Source organism: Algoriphagus sp. (genome assembly GCF_013373065.1).
GTDB lineage: Bacteria > Bacteroidota > Bacteroidia > Cytophagales > Cyclobacteriaceae > Algoriphagus.
The window spans coordinates 89,362-109,370 of the sequence record NZ_JABXIN010000015.1; the positions used below are offsets into that span (position 1 = coordinate 89,362).

A 20,009-nucleotide genomic window follows, 5' to 3' on the forward strand; every position below is an offset into this window, starting at 1 on the left:
TAGCTTTAATGCTGGTTTGAGAAAGTAATATTCCTACAAGGTACGGACTAATAGGCAGAAATAGTATTAAAAAAGCTAAATCGCGGTTTGGCTTCCACCAAAGGGTGTTTTTTGGGATATAAAAAAAGCCTGCAAAATTTTGCAGGCTTTAAAGCTAAAACCTTTGACGAATTAATAGTCTAATTTATAGGCCGCCACCTTATTTTTAAAGAAGGTTGGAACGTAAACGATGTTTTCAGAAGCGTTGAATCCGATGTCAGCCGTATTGGATTCAGCTTCTTTGGTATCCAGCATTTTTGTTGCGCCATCAGGAGATACAAACCAAATTTCTCCAACCCATCGGGAAGCTACAAAATTGTCATTCCCCAAAATCACCAATCCATCTCCACCAGTTACTTCAGCATTTACAATTGTGGTGCTTCCATCTGCATTCCACTTTTTTAGGCCGCTTTCATCTAATCCATAAATGTTTCCGTCATTGGCAACAGCAATTCCATTGATAGAAGTATGACCTTCAGAAACAGTAGAAATGCTTCCGTTTTGATATCTGTGAACCTTTCCAGTATTCATGTCAGTGAAATAAACCACTCCATCATGTGCAGCAACATCATTCAAGAATTGAGAACCTTCCACAGCCCATTTGTTGGTAATTTCACCTGACTCAAGGTTGATTTCTACCAATTGATCGATATCAGTCACATACAAATGACCATTGGAAATAGCCATCCCTTTAGGGGCATTCAAACCAGTCACCCAGTCCTGCTCGATGATGCTTCCATCGGTTCCGATAATGGAAATGGATCCCTTGCCGTCTTTTTCCAGTGGATCCATACCGATAATGTTGGAAGTGTAAATTTTTCCAGTGGATTCATCAAATAATACAGATTCCACAGTTTCTAATGTTTCCGGAGTTTCCCAAACTAAGGTTAGGCTGGGTGTTTTTACTTCTTCTACGATGACAGTTTCTTCGGTTTCAGTAGTTTTTTGAGGAGTACATTGCGCTAAAAGCACAATAGCTCCGATTCCATAAATCGATGCTTTGAGATAGTTTTTCATGAGTTTTAATTTTTGGTTAGTGTCCAGTTTTTAAGATTAAAATTAGAAGGGGCAGAGTTTTCTAGACGTTTCTGGATTTTGTCCAAATAAAGAGTATTGTACCGAAGTCGGCTTATGTAATTTGGTAAATCCGGATCGCCATTCCAGCAATGCTCGGCCCGATCACCATATGCAACTTCTCCATCATAGTAAGGGTTTTCGGTTTTTTCCAAAAATTCCTCTGTTAAGTACACGGCATTGTTCAAATAGTAATTGTCCATGTCTCCACAGTAAATATGGATCTTCCCCTCAAGCTTTGGACCCAGTGTTTTCCAATCCCGCTCCATGATGTGGCGAAGATCATAATTTTCTCGCCAATAGTCAGCAACAACTGGATCGATTTCCCCGCTGTATCGATCCCAAATTGGGACAGGGTAACCATCGTCCCCTACTGGAGAAAATACAGCCTGCCAAATATCAAATTGGTCGCCTGATCGGGATTTAGGTCCGCCGATTGCTAATTCTCGGTGATTCATATCCCGTAGCATTGCATCTACATGCCCCAAGTAGTTGCGGTGGCCTGGACGAAGCGTATTTCGGAATGGACCAGTTTGATAATAGGCGTTTTCATCTTCATAAATATTGACAGAAGTATAGGCGCGAAAGTCAATGGGATCAGGACAAGCAGCAAAGCATCCATTGTATTCATCAGGATAAAATACTTGTACTGCTAAGGCTTCCCAACCGCCAGTAGATCCACCATACAAGAATCTGGACCATCCTTCGCCGATTCCCCTAAATTGCTCTTCGATGTAAGGAATCAGTTCATAGGTGATAGCATCTCCATAGGGACCTAAATTTTCCGAATTGACGGCATAGCTGTCATCATAATATGGGTTGGCATGCTGAATTTCAATCACGATAAAGCGCTTAAAGTCCGGGGAAATCCATTTTTGATAAAAATCATAAGCCTCCTGCTGCTGGATTTTTTCATATCCATAGATTCCAAATCGGGCATTGTAATTATCTTCAGGAAGGTTGGGGTCGGGTGGAATGGTCCGAAAACCTCCAAAATCGGAAGGGAAATGACCATGAAAGACCATCAGAGGATAGTATTGATTAGGATTTTCATTGAATCCTTCGGGTAACAATACATGTGCTCCTAAATACATATCTCTCCCCCAAAATTCGGATAGTTTTTCCGATTTGATTTTAATATGCTTGATGTATTCAGTGTCTTCAGGCTCATCCACCGGTGGTATGATCTGATCGATGGTTAGTTCAAGGGCCTTTCCTTTACTCCATTTGATTTGCTGAGGAGTACTGTAAATATTATTTGGAGCTCGGGCCCATTGTCTTCCTTCTCCTTGATCCATAGGGAGCTTGACTGTATGCCCATCTTCCCGATTGAATGTTTCATGTTTTTGGATAAAAGCCTGTATCGTGTAGTCTCCTTCAGGAAGGGATTCAATATTTTCCACAGGGTAACCAAAACTATCCTTGTCAAAATTTATAGCTTCACCTGAATGGTAATTTTCGAAATCCATTCCAAAAACCTGATTAGTCGTTGCTCTGTCATTGATGCCAAAGCGAGGTTCGACATCTGGATTTGTTGAGAAAATGAGCAATAGTCTTCCATCTTTCAAATCGGATTGGAGCTCAGGGTTAATCTGAATGGTGATCGGAGCGTGTTCTGTTGATTGGCAGGAAAAAATAAGCCAAAGACCTATTAGGGGAAGGAAAAGCCTTTTCATGATGCTGGGGTTTGATTTATAGAAATTTACGAATATTCGATTGATTATTTGGAATTGGGGGAAAGTATAAATCCGAATTGAACATTTCTTTGGGTGTAGTGGCCTTCTATGTATTTTTTTGGGATTAGCCAGCGAAAGCATTTATCTTCCAAGTCAAATTATCATGAAATGAAAAATTCCATTTTCCTAGTTGTTGCTCTTTTGATTGCTTTTGCCTGTCAGCCCAAAGAAGAGGCGGTAGATTACACTAAAATGTCCGATGCGGAACGTTTTGAAGTCGCAAAAGAAATTGCCCAATCCACCATTATGGTCGATGGCCATGTGGATCTTCCCTACCGAATGAAGGTTGGGGGCTTTACTCTTCAGCGAGAAATATTAGACGTCTCAGTACGTACTCCTGATGGAAATTTTGATTATCCCCGGTCCAAGGAGGGAGGCCTCGATGCGCCATTTATGTCGATTTACATTCCTGCAGGAAATCAACAAATACCTGGAGCGTCAAAAGCTTTGGCGGATTCCTTGATTTTGATGACTGAGCGTCTAGCTCAAACATTCCCGGATAAGTTTGCCATGGCCTACAGCCCAGCTGATATCGAAGCCAATTTCGCCAAGGGATTGATTTCTCTGCCTATGGGCATGGAGAATGGAGCTGGACTAGAGGATGATATCAAAAATGTGGAATACTTTCACCAACGAGGCATCCGGTATATTACTCTTACGCATGGAAAAGCCAATTTAATTGGAGATAGTAGTTATGATTCATTAAGACCACATGGAGGATTGAGTGAGTATGGTGAGCAAGTGGTGAAGGAAATGAATCGGGTAGGAATTATGGTGGATTTGAGCCATGTATCTGATGAGACTTTTCTGGATGCATTGGCGATCACCCAAGTTCCAGTCATTGCTTCCCATTCTTCCGCAAGAAAGTTTACACCCGGTTTTGAGCGAAATATGAGTGACGAACTGGTCAAAGCAATGGCTGAAAATGGGGGAGTAATGATGATTAATTTTGGTGGAAGCTTCATTGATTCTACCTATGCTGCTGGTCAGGCAAAAGTCCGGGAGCATATTGTGAATTGGCTCGCAGAAAACAATTTGAGCAGAAGAGATTCTGCCGCTCAAGCTTACATCGCTGAATATGCAGCTGCGAATAATCCTTTTCCTACCGTTCAAAAAGTTGCCGATCATATCGACCACGTAGTTAGTCTAGTTGGGGTTGATTATGTGGGTTTCGGATCTGATTTTGATGGAGTAGGAGATTCTTTGCCGACAGGTTTAAAGGATGTTTCGATGTTTCCAAATTTGATTGCCGAACTTCTGAAGAGAGGCTATTCTCGTGAGGATATTGAAAAAATTTGCTACAAAAATATTTTTCGAGTTTGGAAGGCTGTGGAGGAGTTTTCTTCCAAGTAAGGTTTTAATTTATTGCTTCGAAAGAGTTGAAAATCCAGACTTGAGAAAGTCTGGATTTTTATTTTTTGGAGATATGTAAGGATAGGAAATTGTATTTTTTCAAGGAAAGTATTTCTCTTAAAATCAGTGCTTTATAGATAAATCCTTATATTTAGTATAAATATTTTTTTATGAAACTTAACTATAAACAATTTTATTGGCCTGGTGCTTGGATTTCCACTATTTCACTTCTAATTCTTCAAGTTGTCTTTGCATGTCAACCTTCCTTGCCAGACGAAGTAGAATTGGCATATTCGGAATTGCCTGATCAAATCGATTACAATTTTCATGTAAAACCAATCTTGGCTGACCGATGCTATGCCTGTCATGGGCCGGATGAGGGGTCGAGAAAAGCAGGGCTTAGGTTGGATATCGAATCTGAGGCGTTTGAGAAATTAGCTTCAGGTAAAAAGGCTTTTGTTAAAGGAAATCTAAAATCCAGTGAGGTTTTTCACCGGATGATCAGTTTGAATCCAGAGACAATCATGCCTCCACCTGAATCAAATCTATCGCTAAGTCCGAAGGAAATTGCCATCATAGCCAAATGGGTGCAACAAGGAGCAGAATGGAAAGATCATTGGTCTTTTATTCCGGTTGAATCTCCTGAAATACCTAGTTTAGATACGGATTGGAAAAGAAATAATCCAATCGACCATTTTATTCAAAAGGAACTGCAGCAGCAGAATCTTACACCTAATCCCATAGCTGATAAAGAAAGGCTCTTACGAAGAGTCACGATGGATTTGACCGGACTTCCTCCAACTATCCAAGAAATGGATGCTTTTCTTTCCGATGAATCACCTGATGCTTTTGAAAAAGTGGTTGATAGACTTCTCGAATCCCAAGAACATGCGGAGCGTCTAACAATGGAATGGCTAGATGTGGCTCGATATTCTGATTCACACGGAGTGTCTTTTGATGGGTATAGAGAGATGTGGCCTTATCGGGATTGGGTGATAGAAGCGTTCAAAAGCAATATGTCTCATCGGGATTTTATCACGAAACAGGTTGCAGGAGATTTACTGCCTAATGCCTCTACAGATGATAAACTTGCAACTGCATTTTATAGGTTGAATCCCATGGAAGCATCTGCGGGGTCTGTTTCAGAGGAATATCGAGTAGAATATGTTGCTGAGCGGACATCCACCACCGGCACGGCATTTTTGGGCCTGACCATGGGCTGTGCGAGGTGTCACGACCATAAATTTGACCCAATTAGCCAAAAGAATTTTTTCCAGCTATCCGCTTTTTTCAACAGCATTGATGAATATGGATTGGGACCAACAGATTTGAACCGGCCTCCTACACTTCTTCTTTTTAAGGATTCCCAAAAAAGTGAATTAGATTCTTTGGACAAATTGATTTTGGAAAAAGAAAATGAATTAAAGAGAATAAAGGCCTCCGAGATCAAGGATTATGTGGCTGAAATTGGGGGAATAAAAAAGATAGAAAATGAAGTTGGCGCTTTTTCCTTTGAGTCTTTTGAAAAGACAAAACGTCCTAAAAAGCAGATGAATCCATTTGCTGAGGAGGAAGCTGAAGAGTATAAGAAAAAGTCACCGAAGGAAAAGGCTAAGATTGACTCTATTAAAAAGGCAAAGAAAAAGAAAGTCGAATTTGAGGAGGTATTAATTCTCGATAAGAATAAAAAATCTGAGGCAACACTTGGGGTAGAATTAGTTGAAGGTAAGTTTGGAAAAGGAGTTTCTTTCGATGATGACTATGATTATGTCAGCTTAAATGAATCTGGGTTTTATGATCTCTATGATCCCTTCAGTGTGAGCCTATGGATTAATCCCAAAAAAGAAGATACAAGGCACATTCAAAATATTATTGGAAACAGTGGGAATTTCGGCAGTTTTTATCGGGGATGGGAAATGTTTCTCGATTCCACTAATCATCTCAATCTCCGTCTAATTCACCGCCTTCCGGATGATTATATTGAGGTGACAACAAAGCAGGTGGTAGAATTTGCTCGCTGGTCTCAAGTTGGATTTACTTATGATGGGACAGGTAAGGCTTCAGGAATTTCAATCTTTATCAATGGTGAAAATCAAGAACTATCAATTCTAACCGATAAATTAAGTCGAAGTATTCTTCCAATTCATGAATACACTTCCAAATTGGATACGCTTCCAGTTCGGCTTGGAAAAAGCTACAGGCTTTTCTCATTTGATCCTGGAATTTACAGGGGAGTAATGGATGAAGTGAAGTTGTATGATCGGGAATTGTCTTCTATAGAAATGGCTTCTCTCGGCGGTTTGGAGGAGAATTCAATTTCAGAGTCTTTGGCATTAGAGCATCTTATTTCGCAAGAGAAATCTGCCATTGATCTCAGGAATGAGATTCGAGAATTGAGAAAAAGAAAAACGGCTCTATTAGGCTCTGTTCGGGAAGTGATGGTCATGGAAGATATGCCTAAACCTCGACCAACTTATTTATTGAGTCGAGGAATTTATAATCAGTATCTCGAAGAAGTTCAGCCAAGCACTCCGGAGTATATTTTACCCTTTCCGGAGGATTATCCCAGAAATCGACTAGGCCTTGCTAAATGGCTAGTAAATCCAGAAAATCCACTCACTTCTCGAGTAATTATTAATCGCTATTGGCAAATGATTTTTGGGAAGGGGATTGTAAAGACCTCGGAGGATTTTGGAATCCAAGGTGATTTGCCCACGCATCCTGAACTTTTGGATTGGCTTGCGAACGAGTTCATGGAGAGTGATTGGGATTTGAGAAAAATGTTGAAGTTGATGGTGATGTCAGCAACGTACCAGCAGTCTTCCTTTGCGGATGAAGAAAAATACGAGCAAGATCCTGATAATAAGTATTATGCTCGGGCTAGCAGTTATCGCTTACCGGCGGAATTTATCCGAGATAATGCTTTGGCTTCAAGTGGCATTTTAAATAAAGAGGTGGGAGGGCCTAGCGTGAAACCATATCAGCCAGAAGGTCTTTGGGCTGAGTTAGGAGATTTCTCTTTCAAACTTCATAAATACAAGCAGGATACTGGATTGAATTTATACAGAAGGAGTTTATACACCTTTTCAAGAAGATTTTCTCCAGCACCTTTTATGGTTACGTTTGATGCTGGAAACCGTGAAATTTGTATTACCAGAAGGGAAAATACCAATACTCCGCTTCAGGCTTTGAACCTGTTAAATGCTCCTCAATTTGTGGAGGCATCTAGATTTTTATCGGAGCTCGTGATCAAAGAAAAGGAATCATTGGAAGAGAGGCTTACGCTTAGTTTCCGGCTATCCACAGGAGTGAGTCCCAATGATCAGCTTTTGAATACCTTGAAGGAACATTACGAAAGTGCTTTCAAATATTTCCAGGAAAATCCGGCCCGTGCTGATTCATTGCTGGCAGTCGGGGAAAGGCCACGGGATCCAATGCTGGATAAAATCCAAACCGCTGCGCTCGCAGTAGTTGCTAACTCCATTTATAATTTCGATGAAACTTACATGAAAAGGTAATCATGGGACACAATCATATACATACACCTTTGACAAGGAGAGAATTTTTGACTAGAACTTCACTGGGGATTGGTGCAGTATCTTTAGCTTCTTTACTCAATCCAACCACACTTTTTGCATCTACTACCGGGCCTCACTTTGTCCCAAAAGCAAAGAGAATTATTTACCTATACATGGCAGGTGCTCCTTCCCAATTGGATCTGTTTGATTATAAACCTCAGTTGGTGAAAATGAATGGACAGGATCTTCCAGGTAGCGTTTTGGGAGACCGAGTGACAGGGACTGTATCTGCTCAGAATTCTCTTCCACTCGTAGGAACTCGCTGGAATTTCAAACAGAATGGCCAAAGCGGTATGTGGATGAGTGATTTGATGCCCTACATGTCGAAGATTACGGATGAACTCTGCAAAATCCAATCGATGTATACAGCTTCGGTTCAGCATGAGCCTGCTCAAATGTTCACCAATACGGGGTCAGAACTTCCAGGCCGGCCATCATTTGGTTCTTGGATTAGCTATGGTCTGGGATCTGATAATGAAAATCTTCCTGCCTTTATTGTTCTCAAAACAGAAGGTTTGGAAGGAGGGTTTGCAGGTTTGTATTCAAGTGCCTTTTTACCAGCTGAACATCAAGGGGTTCGTTTTAGAGGAGGCAAAGATCCAGTTTTGTTTTTGACCAATCCTCCTGGAGTATCTGAATCAGCCCGAAGAGAGCAATTGGATTACCTGAAGAAAATGCAGGAAGGTGCTTTCGAATTTTGGGAGGATCCTGCGATCAAAGCAAAAATGGCTCAATACGAAATGGCTTTTCGAATGCAAACTTCTGTTCCGGAGGTAGTTGACACGAAGGGTGAGCCAGACTATATCTATGAGCAATATGGGGAGGATAGTAAAAAGCCTGGAACCTTCGCTAGTAATTGTCTTCTTGCAAGAAGGCTCGCAGAGCGTGGCGTAAAGTTTATTCAGGTATATCATGGAGGATGGGATCATCACAGTGATTTACCCAAAGAAATTGGAAAGAGGGCCAAAGAAGTAGATCAAGCAAGCGCTGCTCTAATTATGGATTTGAAACAGCGGGGATTGTTGGAAGATACTCTGGTCGTTTGGGGAGGAGAGTTTGGTCGAACCTGCTTTTCTCAAGGTCAATTGACCAAAGATAATTTTGGTAGGGACCATCATCCGGATGCCTATACGATGTTGTTGGCTGGAGCGGGAGTGAAGGCTGGATTAACATATGGAAGAACCGATGAGTTTGGCTACCATGTTGTGGAGGACCCTGTGCATGTCCATGATTTAAATGCGACTCTGCTTCACCTGATGGGTTTGGATCATGAACGGCTTACTTACAAATTCCAGGGAAGAAGATTCAGGCTTACAGATGTTGAAGGAAGGGTGGTTAAGGATATTTTAAGTTAACCAACCTGGTTATTGGATTTTGAGGCATGCCTGATTTCCGGCTGCATCGGATGCGCATATTTCGATATTATTCTCTTCTCCTACATTTTTGAATTGAGCTCGCCATAGGTATTCTCCATACCATTGCATGGCTATTGTGTCCATGTTGACTTTTAAATAAACTGATTCCCAATCTTCAGGAATGCTGGGGCTTTTGTTGTCATGAATCCTAGCCCTAACTTCAAATATTTCTTGCTCCGATTCTAGTAACTCAAAATGAGAGATGATGGGTTTTGCCCTATCTTCTGGAATTGCTTTTCCTATAAAAATTCGCTCTTCAATATCCTTTTCCCCTTCCCCTTGACCCATGACTAGGTCCATTTTGTGGTCGTTATTGATATCGGCAAAAACCAGAGATAGTGTATGAGGGGTATCTTTTCCGGAAAGAACCTTCTGTCTCAATTGGAATTTACCTAATCCATCATTGACCAGAAGCCGATCTTCACCGGTAAGGCTGCTCAAAATAAAATCGGGATCGCCATCCGAATCAAAATCCAAGAAGGCAACATTATTATCGTCTTCACCAATATTATCCGGGTCTTGCCAAAGCTGAGCTGTTGCATCAATAAATCCCTTGGCACTGTCATTTAAAAAAATATGCTCTCTCCTTGACCAAGAAACTTGGCCAACAATTTCCCCGTCATTGACAGTCACCAGATCCAAATAACCGTCTTGGTTGATGTCTATAGCTTCAAATTCATAATTATTTGTATAGGCAGGCAGCAGGTATTTATCCTCGAATTTCCCGGTACCATCATTCACGAATAACCGACTTGTTCCACACCGTTTGCAGGAAATGGCAATATCCAGATCAAAGTCATTATCAAAATCAATAAACTCCAGATCCCAGGAAAACTGAATCAAAATATCGGGCATTTGAGAGGCGGTAGCATCTTCGAATTTCCCGTTTCCATCATTCAACCAAAGCATGGTTCTTCCTCCATTATTCTCCATATTAGAGCCAGGTCCCCAATCAGCCAAAATGATATCGAGATCCCCATCATTGTCTACATCCCCAAATTCCAAATCGCTAATACTCGCTAAAATCGCAGGAAGGTTGGTGGAAGTTTTTCGAATAAAGCCACCCTCTTCGGTACCAAAATAGAGTTCGCTTTGTGTTTGAAAGGTATTTCCAATCACCAGGTCCAAATAGCCATCCTTATTCAAATCTCGAGCTTTGATCACTCGTGCATAGAACTTCGCTTCACCAAAAACCCTGTCAGTAATTTCAAGGAATTGTCTTTCCGGACCCTGATTTAAAAATACTCGGCTTGACTCGAGTTCTCCCGCTTCTGAATAATTCCCGCCATTCGCAAAAATCAAATCTATCATTCCGTCTTTGTTCAAATCTGTTACTTCAACTCGATTGGTCCACTCGGCTGTTTCGGGAAGATAAATAGTTGTTTGATCTTCCCAGAGATAGCTGTCTGATTTTTGCGATTGAGGGGTGTCAGTAGCTTTTTTACAAGAAAAAATCAAAAATGGGATGAAAAAAAGTAGTGCATAAAACTTCAAAAATTTAGAATTCATAGAGTTGAAGGAGATTGAATTTAAATAATAAGTCTTTGTAATACAGTAAGGTAAGGTACAAAATTGTTATCTTTAAATAAGTCAATTTTACTCTTATGTATATCCTTTTACAGTCCGAGACTACACTTTTTTTGGGTCGGTTTCATTCACTTTCGGTTCATTTACCTATTGGCTTTCTTCTTTTAGCGGCAATTCTTTTTCTGCTCTCCTATTCAAAAAGGTTTCGATTTCTTCTCAATGCTTTGCCCCTAACACTTTTTCTTGGAGCACTTTCCGCAATTGTATCTGTCATTTTAGGGTTCTTTCTAGCGGAAGAAGGGGGATATCCTTCAGAAAATCTTTTTTGGCATCGAGTAATGGGAATAGCGGTAGCTGTACTTTCGATAGGTGCTGTTCTGTTAATGTTGGGATATTTTAGAAAAAGTGAGAAAGGGCTTCCCTTCAATTCAAGATTGAAAATTGATCGAATGGAACGAGCAATTCTTAATCAAAAATCCTCCTTTGGAATGCTCATTGGAGCTATAGTTATAAGTGTTTCAATTACTGGTCATTTGGGAGGAGGCTTGACCCATGGAGAAAATTACCTATATACCTATGCTCCTGAATTTGTTCAGGACCTTTTTCTAAGTACAAATTATGAGCAGGACTCATTGGCATTCCCCTCAGACTCAGATTCGACGCTGATTTTTGAACATATTATTGGGCCTACCATCCGTCAAAAATGTGCGAATTGCCATAATGCAGATTCTCCAAAGGGAGGCTTGAATGTTAATTCACTTGAAGATTTACTTGCTGGAGGGGATAGTGGTCCGGCTATCGAAAAAGGTTCTCCTGAATCCAGTGAGCTTTTTGGCAGAGTGACCCTAAATCCTACGAGTAAGAAGTATATGCCACCAAAAGGTGCGGGGCTTTCCTATGGAGAAATCACGCTTTTGGATTTTTGGATAAAAAATGGGATGTCTCCCGAATTGGCAATAACGGATGAGAGTATTCCTGAGGAGATTCAATCTTTTTTAGAGAATACTTATGGATTATCAACCAAAAGAAAAGCTCACTATGAAAAAATTCAAGTTGCTAAACTTCCTGAAGAGGATTTGAAGAAATTGCGAGAACAAGGTTTTAAGGTCTCAACCCTTTCTGATGATAACAATTTTCTTGACGTAGTCGGAGGTGGAAATCTTACCAAGGAAAATATTCAAGTCTTGGATTTAGCAAGGGAGCAAATCACTTGGTTGGATTTGGGCGGCTCTGGAGCAGAGGATTCATGGTTGGAAATTATTGGGGGGTTCCCAAACCTGACTAGACTCAGGCTCGATAATAATGAAATAACTGATGAAGGGATTTCCATGCTTGCCAAATTGGAGAACCTTGAATCCATTAATCTATACAATACTTCGGTTGGGGACTCTTCTTTAATTCGTCTTTCTGAGATGAAAAATCTAAACCGAATCTATCTTTGGAATTCAAATATTTCAAAGCAACAAATTGCTCGGATTCAGGATGAGTATCCTGGTTTGATGATTGACCAGGGAATGCTTTTTGAGAAAATTGAGAAAGAAATTTCATCTAAAAAGTGAATAAACTTTCTTCGAGTTCTTGAATTTTTTAGGAAGAAAAATCAGGCTTTATTTTTCTATTTTTAATGGAAAGGTAAAGTGGCCAATTATAAAAAGAACCAGCAAAATTGATTTGGTGTAAAAGGGTGGGTTTTTCAAAAATTTATTTCGAAATTCCGACCACATTAAAATTAAATAATTAAAAAAGTGATGCATAAAAGATTTTTACTCGTTTTTTCATTTCTTGTTAGTAGTCTAACAGGATTTTCTCAAATAGCTCCTACTACCGAAAACAGCATTTTCATGCAGGGTGTGAAAGGTTGCTATTCGGATTATTACATCGAGTTTTACAATAGAGGTGCAAATAAGGCTACGGATGGAGAGTATGAGGTAGTTATTTCAATTATCAATACCAACAATTCCCAAAGTGAATGCTATATGGGAAAGGCCACTGTCCAAAATGGAAAATTGATGACTCCGGTATATATCCAAAAAACAGATGGCTCCTACATGCCTTTAAACCGGATGATCAAGGCTCTTGATCAAAATTGGCTTGATAGCCAAGATATGAATACCATCAGTGATGTTTCTGATGGAATGACGACGCTCTTTTATACACAGGAGAAATATTGGGTCAGATTATTTTTCCCATCCTTGATTAACAGCAAGTCAGTAAGCAATCAGAAAGCTCCACCTGCAAAAGAGCTTTTGAAGTCAGGAAATTAAAAAACAGCATTAGTTCCTGTATAATTTAATTGTCAAAACTTTCGATCCCCCTTAGTTGAAATTTTGGGGGATTTTTTTCTGCCAAAATTTCCTAATCAACTCAAATAGGGGTGGTTTTTCAGTCATTCTGGCCGAAAAATCGCTTTGGAGGTGGATTTGCTAAATAGATTTATGAGAATCAAAAAGCAACTAAACCACTAGCGATACATGGATTTCAAGCAATTTACTATCAAATCTCAGGAGGCGATCCAGAAAGCCGTTGAGCTGGCAATGGGTGCAGGGCAACCTACCATTGAGCCAGCTCATTTGCTGAAAGGAGTCTTTTTTGAGGATGAAAACGTCACCGATTTTGTCTTCAAAAAACTCGGAGCGAATAAGCAGTTGATTTCCCAAAAGCTTGATGAGCAATTGGGAAAGCTCCCTAAAGTAAGCGGAGATAATCAGCAGCCATATCTATCAAGTGCTGCTAACCAGGCATTGACCAAAGCGAAGGATTATCTCAAAACCTTTGGGGATGAATTTGTCGCCATTGAGCATTTGCTCTTGGGGATTTTGGCAGGTGCAGATGCCACTGCCCAACTCTTGAAGGATCAAGGTGTGGCCGAAAAGCCCCTGATCGAAGCAATTAAAGAATTACGAAAAGGAACTAAAGTGACTGACCCTAACGCAGAAAGTAAGTATAGGGCTTTGGAAAAGTATTCCAAAAACCTAAATGAGTTGGCCAAAAAGGGCAAAATAGACCCTGTCATTGGCCGTGATGAAGAGATTAGGCGCGTATTGCAAATCTTGGCAAGACGTACAAAAAATAATCCTATCCTTTTGGGGGAACCCGGGGTAGGTAAAACAGCAATTGTAGAAGGATTGGCTCAGCGAATCGTTTCCGGGGATGTGCCCGAAAACCTAAAATCCAAAACGCTTATCTCCTTGGATATGGGTTTGTTGGTAGCTGGTGCGAAATACAAAGGTGAATTCGAGGAGAGACTGAAAGCGGTGATCAAGGAAGTGACTGACTCTGAAGGGGAGATTATTCTCTTCATTGACGAGATTCATACCTTGATCGGAGCCGGAGGTGGAGGGGAAGGCGCCATGGATGCCGCCAACTTATTGAAGCCAGCTTTGGCAAGAGGTGAATTGCATGCCATTGGTGCAACTACTCTTAAAGAATATCAGAAATATATCGAAAAGGATAAAGCGCTTGAGCGTCGATTCCAAGCGGTTATCGTCGATGAACCGGATGCTGCGGATGCAATCTCCATCCTTAGAGGAATTAAGGATAAGTATGAATTACACCACGGAGTTAGGATCAAAGATGATGCGGTAATTGCAGCCGTTGAATTATCCCAGCGCTATATCACCGATCGATTCTTGCCCGATAAGGCGATTGACTTGATGGATGAGGCAGCAGCCAAACTGAGAATGGAGATTGATTCCCTACCTCAGGAATTGGATGAGTTGAATCGTCGCATCATGCAATTGGAAATTGAGCGGGAAGCGATTCGAAGAGAAAATAACAAGGATAAGGAAGCCTCCTTGAGCAAGGAGATTGCTGAGCTTTCCGAAAAACGTCAGTCTGTAAAGGCGAAGTGGGAAAGCGAAAAGGCTGTCATCATGGGCATTCAGCGAGAAAAAGAGAACATTGATAAGTTCAAGCTGGAAGCCGAGCAAGCTGAACGAGCGGGTGACTTCGGAAAAGTAGCAGAAATCCGATACGGAAAGATTGTGGAGTCTGAAAAGAAACTTGAATCTTTCCAAAAGCAATTAATAGAGATGCAATCCGGTTCTCCTTTGTTAAAAGAAGAAGTGGATGCTGAGGATATTGCTGCTGTCGTTTCTAAATGGACGGGGATTCCAGTAAGCAAGATGATACAGTCCGAACGGGAAAAATTACTCCATTTGGAAGATGAATTGGGTCGACGAGTGGCAGGACAGAAGGAGGCAATTGCGGCCCTTTCTGACGCTGTACGTCGAAGCAGAGCAGGATTGCAGGATCCAAGACGTCCGATCGGTAGCTTCATCTTTATGGGGACTACAGGGGTCGGTAAAACCGAATTGGCGAAAGCTTTGGCAGAGTATCTTTTCAACGATGAAAATGCCATGGTACGAATCGATATGTCCGAATATCAAGAGCGACATGCCGTCAGCCGATTGGTGGGGGCACCTCCAGGATACGTGGGATACGATGAAGGCGGGCAATTGACTGAAGCAGTTCGAAGAAAGCCTTACTCTGTTATTCTCTTGGATGAGATTGAGAAAGCCCATCCAGATGTATTTAATATCCTGTTGCAAGTTCTGGATGATGGCCGATTGACGGATAACAAGGGCCGAATCGCCAACTTCAAGAATACGATCATCATCATGACCACCAATATTGGTTCGCACTTGATTCAGGAGCGATTTGCTGAGATGGAGGGTTGGAACAAGGAAGAGATCTTGGAAAAGACGAAAGCAGAAGTCTTCGACTTATTGAAGAAGTCAGTTCGTCCAGAATTCTTGAACCGAATCGATGAAACCATCATGTTCGAGCCGCTCAACAAAGAGATTATCCGCAAAATTGTGGATATCCAATGGAGAGAGATTCAGAAACGATTGTCTGAATCCAATATTGAAATAGAGGCTACGCCAGAGGTGTTGGATTACTTGGCTGAAGTTGGGTTTGACCCGCAGTTTGGTGCCAGACCATTGAAGCGAACCATGCAGCGATTGATCTTGAATGAGCTTTCCAAGGAAATCTTGGCGGGTTACATCAAAAATGATTCAGCTGTCTTGGTTGACTTGGATGCTGATAAACAGGTGTATTTCAAGAATATTGAGACACCGGTGGAGGTGGAGTAATCTTCGCCCAAACCTAAATCAACCCTCGGGAAGAATCTTCTCGAGGGTTTTTTATGTATGCTGATGATTGGGATCGGTGCAGTATTGAGGTTTTTTCGCTTTGAAAATCTGCTTTATCTTTTGCCAAAAAGTTGGTTTTATGTAGATAATTTCACCCATCAGGGCTGTGTCATCTTCGTATAATTCAATTTCACCTAATTGGACTGGCAATTGAGTGTCATAGATAGTCACTTCTCTAATTTTATATCCAACAAAAGAAAGTTGTATAGTAATTTTTTGATCAGTGATTGAATCTGGGACTTCAAGTTCAAAGTACCCATCCGTGTCAGCAGTAGTTCCGATAGAATAATCTTTAATTTTTATTGTTGCCCCAGCTAATGGTTGTTTTTCATTAAAGTAGAAACTTATCGCTTTACCTTTAATTGTTCTACTAAAGAATGAATGGGTATCGGTTTTTAAATTCAAATTATCATCAATAGGAGTTTGCTCCAATGGATGAGGGAGGGAAGATTGAGAAAATGCAGGTAAAGAAAATCCCATTAATCCTAAAAAACCAAAAGCCCAGATCCCTTGGAATTTCACTTTTCTGATTGGACTCTCTTGGATTGGTAATTGATTAGGAGAAAATATGCCACACGGTTTAGACGGATTTTTTGATAAAAAAGAGAGAATTTCTCGTTTGTTCTTTCCTCTAAAATCAACCACTTCCTTTTGGCAATGTTGGCAAAACCCACCACTTGAAGTCGGCTTGAAATTTTTCGGTTTTTCAGAACAAGGCTTTGGGATATGGATTTTAGCCTTCATTTACAATATACTCAAATGGAAAATATTAACTATAAATTTAAAATTTTTATCAAAACCTAAAAATTGTTTTCGCTTTCATTTTGGCCAAAATATTTTTACCCCATAGAAAAAACTTAGGTCTAATCTTCTCTTAAAAGGTTCTTTTCTATTTTTTCTAAAGTTTATCATATCCTTTTGTATCTTACCTTTTACCACCAAATCTATCAATCATGAAGACCAAATTTATCCCAGTTATTTTGGGACTTATTTTTCTTTTTTCGCCCGAAAGTTCCTTTTCCCAGAAATCGAAAAAGAAATCTGAGACTACTCAAGAGGCGAGTTTTGACACCGCTCTTTACAATGCGATGGAATTTCGTCTTGTCGGTCCTTTTCGAGGAGGCAGAGCCACAGCAGTTGCTGGAGTTGTCCAAGAGCCACTGACTTTTTACATGGGTTCTGTTGGTGGAGTTTGGAAAACCACCGATGCTGGCGAAAGCTGGTTTAATGTTTCCGATGGCTATTTTGGTACGGCTTCAGTTGGAGCGATTACCGTAGCCGAATCTGACCCCAATGTAGTCTATGTTGGGATGGGTGAAGCACCTGTCCGAGGTGTGATGACTTCCCATGGAGATGGAGTTTACAAATCAGTCGATGGGGGAAAGACCTGGAAGCATATGGGGCTATCTGAAATTCGACAGATTTCCAAAATAGTTGTTCACCCAAGCAATCCTGACTTAGTCATCGTGGGTGGACAAGGAAGTCCCTACGGCGCTACCGATGCACGAGGGATTTATCGCTCTGAAGATGGAGGGGAGACTTGGGAAAAAGTACATTATGTAGATGAAAATTCCGGAGTTTCGGATTTGAGCATGGATATGAAAAATCCACGAATGATCTATGCAGCTTATTGGGATCATCGCCGTTTCCCTTGGAAAGTACAGAGCGGAGGTCCCAGTTCAGGGATTTACAAGTCTTCGGATATGGGCAAAACTTGGGAAAAGCTTTCGGAAGGCCTTCCGAAAGGTGTAATGGGTAAAATTGGGATCTCTGTTTCCCGCGCCAATAACAATATCGTTTGGGCAATTATTGAAGCCGAAGATGGGGGGCTTTATCGCTCGAATGATGCTGGTAAGTCTTGGCGCTTGGTTAATGGGGATCGGTTGCTTCGTGCTAGATCTTGGTATTACATGCACATCTTGGCTCACCCAACTGAGCCCGAAACAGTGTATATCATGAATGCTCCTTTAGTGGAATCAAAAGATGGAGGAAAAACATTCGTCAATCTTCGAACGAGACATGGAGACAACCATCAGCTTTGGATCAATCCAGCACATCCCCAATACATGGTGAATGCCAATGATGGGGGAGGGAATGTTTCCATTGATGGTGGAAAAACCTGGTCTCGGCAGGATAATCAGCCAACTGCTCAATTCTACCGGGTGAATGTGGACAAACAGTTTCCATATCGAATTTATGGAGGACAACAGGATAATTCTTCTGTTTCCATTGCATCAAGAGCAAATGGTGGAGGGATTGGCTGGGATGAGTTTTATCCGGTTGGGGGCTGTGAATCGGCTTACTCTGCTTTTGACCCTGAAAATCCTATCTATGTGTATTCAGGTTGTTACCAAGGAATCATCACGGAGTGGAATTCCCAAACCAAATTGGAAAAGGATGTGATGGCTTATCCTTACCAGGGATTGGCTTCCAAGCCTGCCGAAGTTAAGTACCGCTTCAACTGGAATGCACCAATTATTGCATCGAAGCATGATCCTTCGGTGATTTACCATGCAGGAAATGTGGTTTTAAAGACAACAAATCGAGGATTAAGCTGGGAGGAAGTTTCTCCGGATTTGACTAAAAATGATCCAGCACATTTGGATTATGGTGGAGGTCCAATTACAAATGAAGGAGCAGGTGGGGAAGTTTTTCACACCATCATGTACTTGGCAGAATCTCCTCACACTCCGGATGTTTTGTATACAGGAGCGGATGATGGTCTTTTGCATGTGACCAAGGATGGAGGTCAAAGTTGGACCAACATCACCATCCCTAATACACCGGAAGGCATGGTTAATCAGATTGAAGTTTCACCCCATGATCCGGCGACAGTTTATGTTGCTTTCACTAGTTACAAATACAATGATTTCACACCTCACGTATTCAAATCTATCGACTATGGAGCGACTTGGACTCGCTTGGTGAATGGCATTGAGGAGGAAGCTTTTGTTCGGGTGGTTCGAGAAGATCCCAATCAGAAAGACTTGCTGTATGCTGGAACTGAAACTGGTCTCTATGTTTCTTTCAATGGAGGCCAAAAATGGGAGAAATTCCAACAGAACTTACCGGTGGTACCGATCAATGATTTGATGATTCAGGATAATGACTTGATCATTGCCACTTCAGGAAGAGCATTTTGGGTGATGGATGATTTGAATCCTTTGTATGAATTGCAGGAAGCTGCTTCATCAGATTTCTTTGTCTATGAACCAGAAGCTGCAATACGGGATTATGCCATGCGGGGGAATAACCCTCAATTAGGACAAAATCCTTATCCAGGTTTCACCGTGATGTATTACCTCAAAGAAAATGCTGATTCAGTCATTTTGGAAGCGGAATTGCAAGATATGAATGGAAAAGTGCTTCGAAAATTCACGACGGATTCCAAAGCAAAGACCGGAAAAATTAAGAAAGAGGCAGGAATGAATAGGCTCAATTGGGATTTGAGTTTGGATGCTTTTGAGGGAGTGGAAGGAGTATTTTCAGGAATTGGTTCTTCGGCCCAACGAGTGATTCCCGGTAATTACAAACTCGTGATGCGCTATGGGGATCAACAAATCACCAAAGACCTTACTGTCAAAGCAGATCCTAGATGGACAGCAACTGCTGCACAGTATCAGGAACAAGAAAGCCAACTATTGACTTTGCGAGAAGCGATTATCGATACTAGAAAGATGGCTGAAGATCTGCGGAGCATCCGTGGTCAAATCAAAGATTTGACAGCTCGAGTGGATGCTGAGAAATACAAAGATTGGCATGATCAGGCAAAAGTAGTTCTCACTACAATAGATGAAGCGGAATCAGAATTGATTCAGACCAAACAGAAGACCTTCCAGGATGTTATTAACTTCCCGAATAAACTGGATGCAGATCTTCTACATATTTACGGTGCGATCAATGAGGGTGAGCCACCAATTACAGAAGGACAAAAGCAACGGGTAAAAGATCTTTTGAGTGTTTTCGAAAGAGTCAAAGGCCAAGTCGATGCAGTGATGGCTTCAACTCAGGCTTTGGAAAAATCCATGATTGATCAAAAGATCCCGATTTTGGCTCCGAAGAAGGATTAAGGAGGAAAATGAATTAATAGAGTTTCGTCATCGCGAACTTAGTGAAGCAATCTCTTTCGAA

The 20,009-nt window shown here is 41.1% G+C and carries 11 protein-coding genes; 7 read left to right on the plus strand and 4 right to left on the minus strand.

Features of this window, described 5'->3' with window-relative positions:
• Positions 1-171 precede the first annotated feature (171 nt).
• Together HWE15_RS11405 and HWE15_RS11410 are read right to left on the minus strand one after the other, a co-directional pair.
• Positions 172-1,056 carry an ATP-binding protein gene (locus tag HWE15_RS11405; protein ID WP_290507664.1) on the minus strand — a complete coding sequence of 295 codons (885 nt, stop codon included), beginning with the start codon at positions 1,054-1,056 and terminating at the stop codon, positions 172-174.
• A gap of 5 nt (positions 1,057-1,061) precedes the next feature.
• A complete protein-coding gene (locus tag HWE15_RS11410) occupies positions 1,062-2,789 on the minus strand; it encodes an alpha/beta hydrolase-fold protein (protein WP_290507665.1) in 1,728 nt (575 codons plus the stop codon).
• A 168-nt stretch (positions 2,790-2,957) separates the two neighbouring features.
• On the opposite strand from HWE15_RS11410, the gene HWE15_RS11415 reads away from it, so the two are divergent.
• The 3 genes from HWE15_RS11415 (at position 2,958) to HWE15_RS11425 (ending at position 9,135) form a co-directional block, all read left to right on the plus strand.
• Positions 2,958-4,202 carry a dipeptidase gene (locus HWE15_RS11415; protein WP_290507666.1) on the plus strand — a complete coding sequence of 415 codons (1,245 nt, stop codon included), beginning with the start codon at positions 2,958-2,960 and terminating at the stop codon, positions 4,200-4,202.
• A 170-nt stretch (positions 4,203-4,372) separates the two neighbouring features.
• Positions 4,373-7,720, plus strand: a complete 3,348-nt coding sequence (locus HWE15_RS11420; RefSeq protein WP_290507667.1) for a DUF1553 domain-containing protein — start codon at positions 4,373-4,375, stop codon at positions 7,718-7,720.
• A gap of 2 nt (positions 7,721-7,722) precedes the next feature.
• Positions 7,723-9,135, plus strand: a complete 1,413-nt coding sequence (locus HWE15_RS11425; protein WP_290507668.1) for a DUF1501 domain-containing protein — start codon at positions 7,723-7,725, stop codon at positions 9,133-9,135.
• Positions 9,136-9,144: 9 nt separating this feature from the next.
• On the opposite strand, the gene HWE15_RS11430 is transcribed toward HWE15_RS11425, so the two are convergent.
• Positions 9,145-10,704, minus strand: coding sequence for a VCBS repeat-containing protein (locus tag HWE15_RS11430; RefSeq protein WP_290507669.1), 1,560 nt, complete (start codon positions 10,702-10,704; stop codon positions 9,145-9,147).
• A gap of 95 nt (positions 10,705-10,799) precedes the next feature.
• Between HWE15_RS11430 and HWE15_RS11435 the strand changes: the two genes are divergently transcribed.
• The 3 genes from HWE15_RS11435 (at position 10,800) to clpB (ending at position 15,818) form a co-directional block, all read left to right on the plus strand.
• Complete coding sequence (locus HWE15_RS11435; RefSeq protein WP_290507670.1) at positions 10,800-12,281, plus strand: c-type cytochrome domain-containing protein; 1,482 nt, start codon at positions 10,800-10,802, stop codon at positions 12,279-12,281.
• 189 nt (positions 12,282-12,470) lie between these two features.
• Positions 12,471-12,986, plus strand: coding sequence for a hypothetical protein (locus HWE15_RS11440; RefSeq protein ID WP_290507671.1), 516 nt, complete (start codon positions 12,471-12,473; stop codon positions 12,984-12,986).
• A 207-nt stretch (positions 12,987-13,193) separates the two neighbouring features.
• Positions 13,194-15,818 carry an ATP-dependent chaperone ClpB gene (clpB, locus tag HWE15_RS11445; RefSeq protein ID WP_290507672.1) on the plus strand — a complete coding sequence of 875 codons (2,625 nt, stop codon included), beginning with the start codon at positions 13,194-13,196 and terminating at the stop codon, positions 15,816-15,818.
• Positions 15,819-15,869: 51 nt separating this feature from the next.
• On the opposite strand, the gene HWE15_RS11450 is transcribed toward clpB, so the two are convergent.
• A complete protein-coding gene (locus HWE15_RS11450) occupies positions 15,870-16,622 on the minus strand; it encodes a carboxypeptidase-like regulatory domain-containing protein (protein WP_290507673.1) in 753 nt (250 codons plus the stop codon).
• 209 nt (positions 16,623-16,831) lie between these two features.
• On the opposite strand from HWE15_RS11450, the gene HWE15_RS11455 reads away from it, so the two are divergent.
• Entirely contained in the window at positions 16,832-19,948 is a 3,117-nt protein-coding gene (locus HWE15_RS11455; RefSeq protein ID WP_290507674.1) for a glycosyl hydrolase, read from the plus strand.
• Positions 19,949-20,009: the final 61 nt, after the last annotated feature.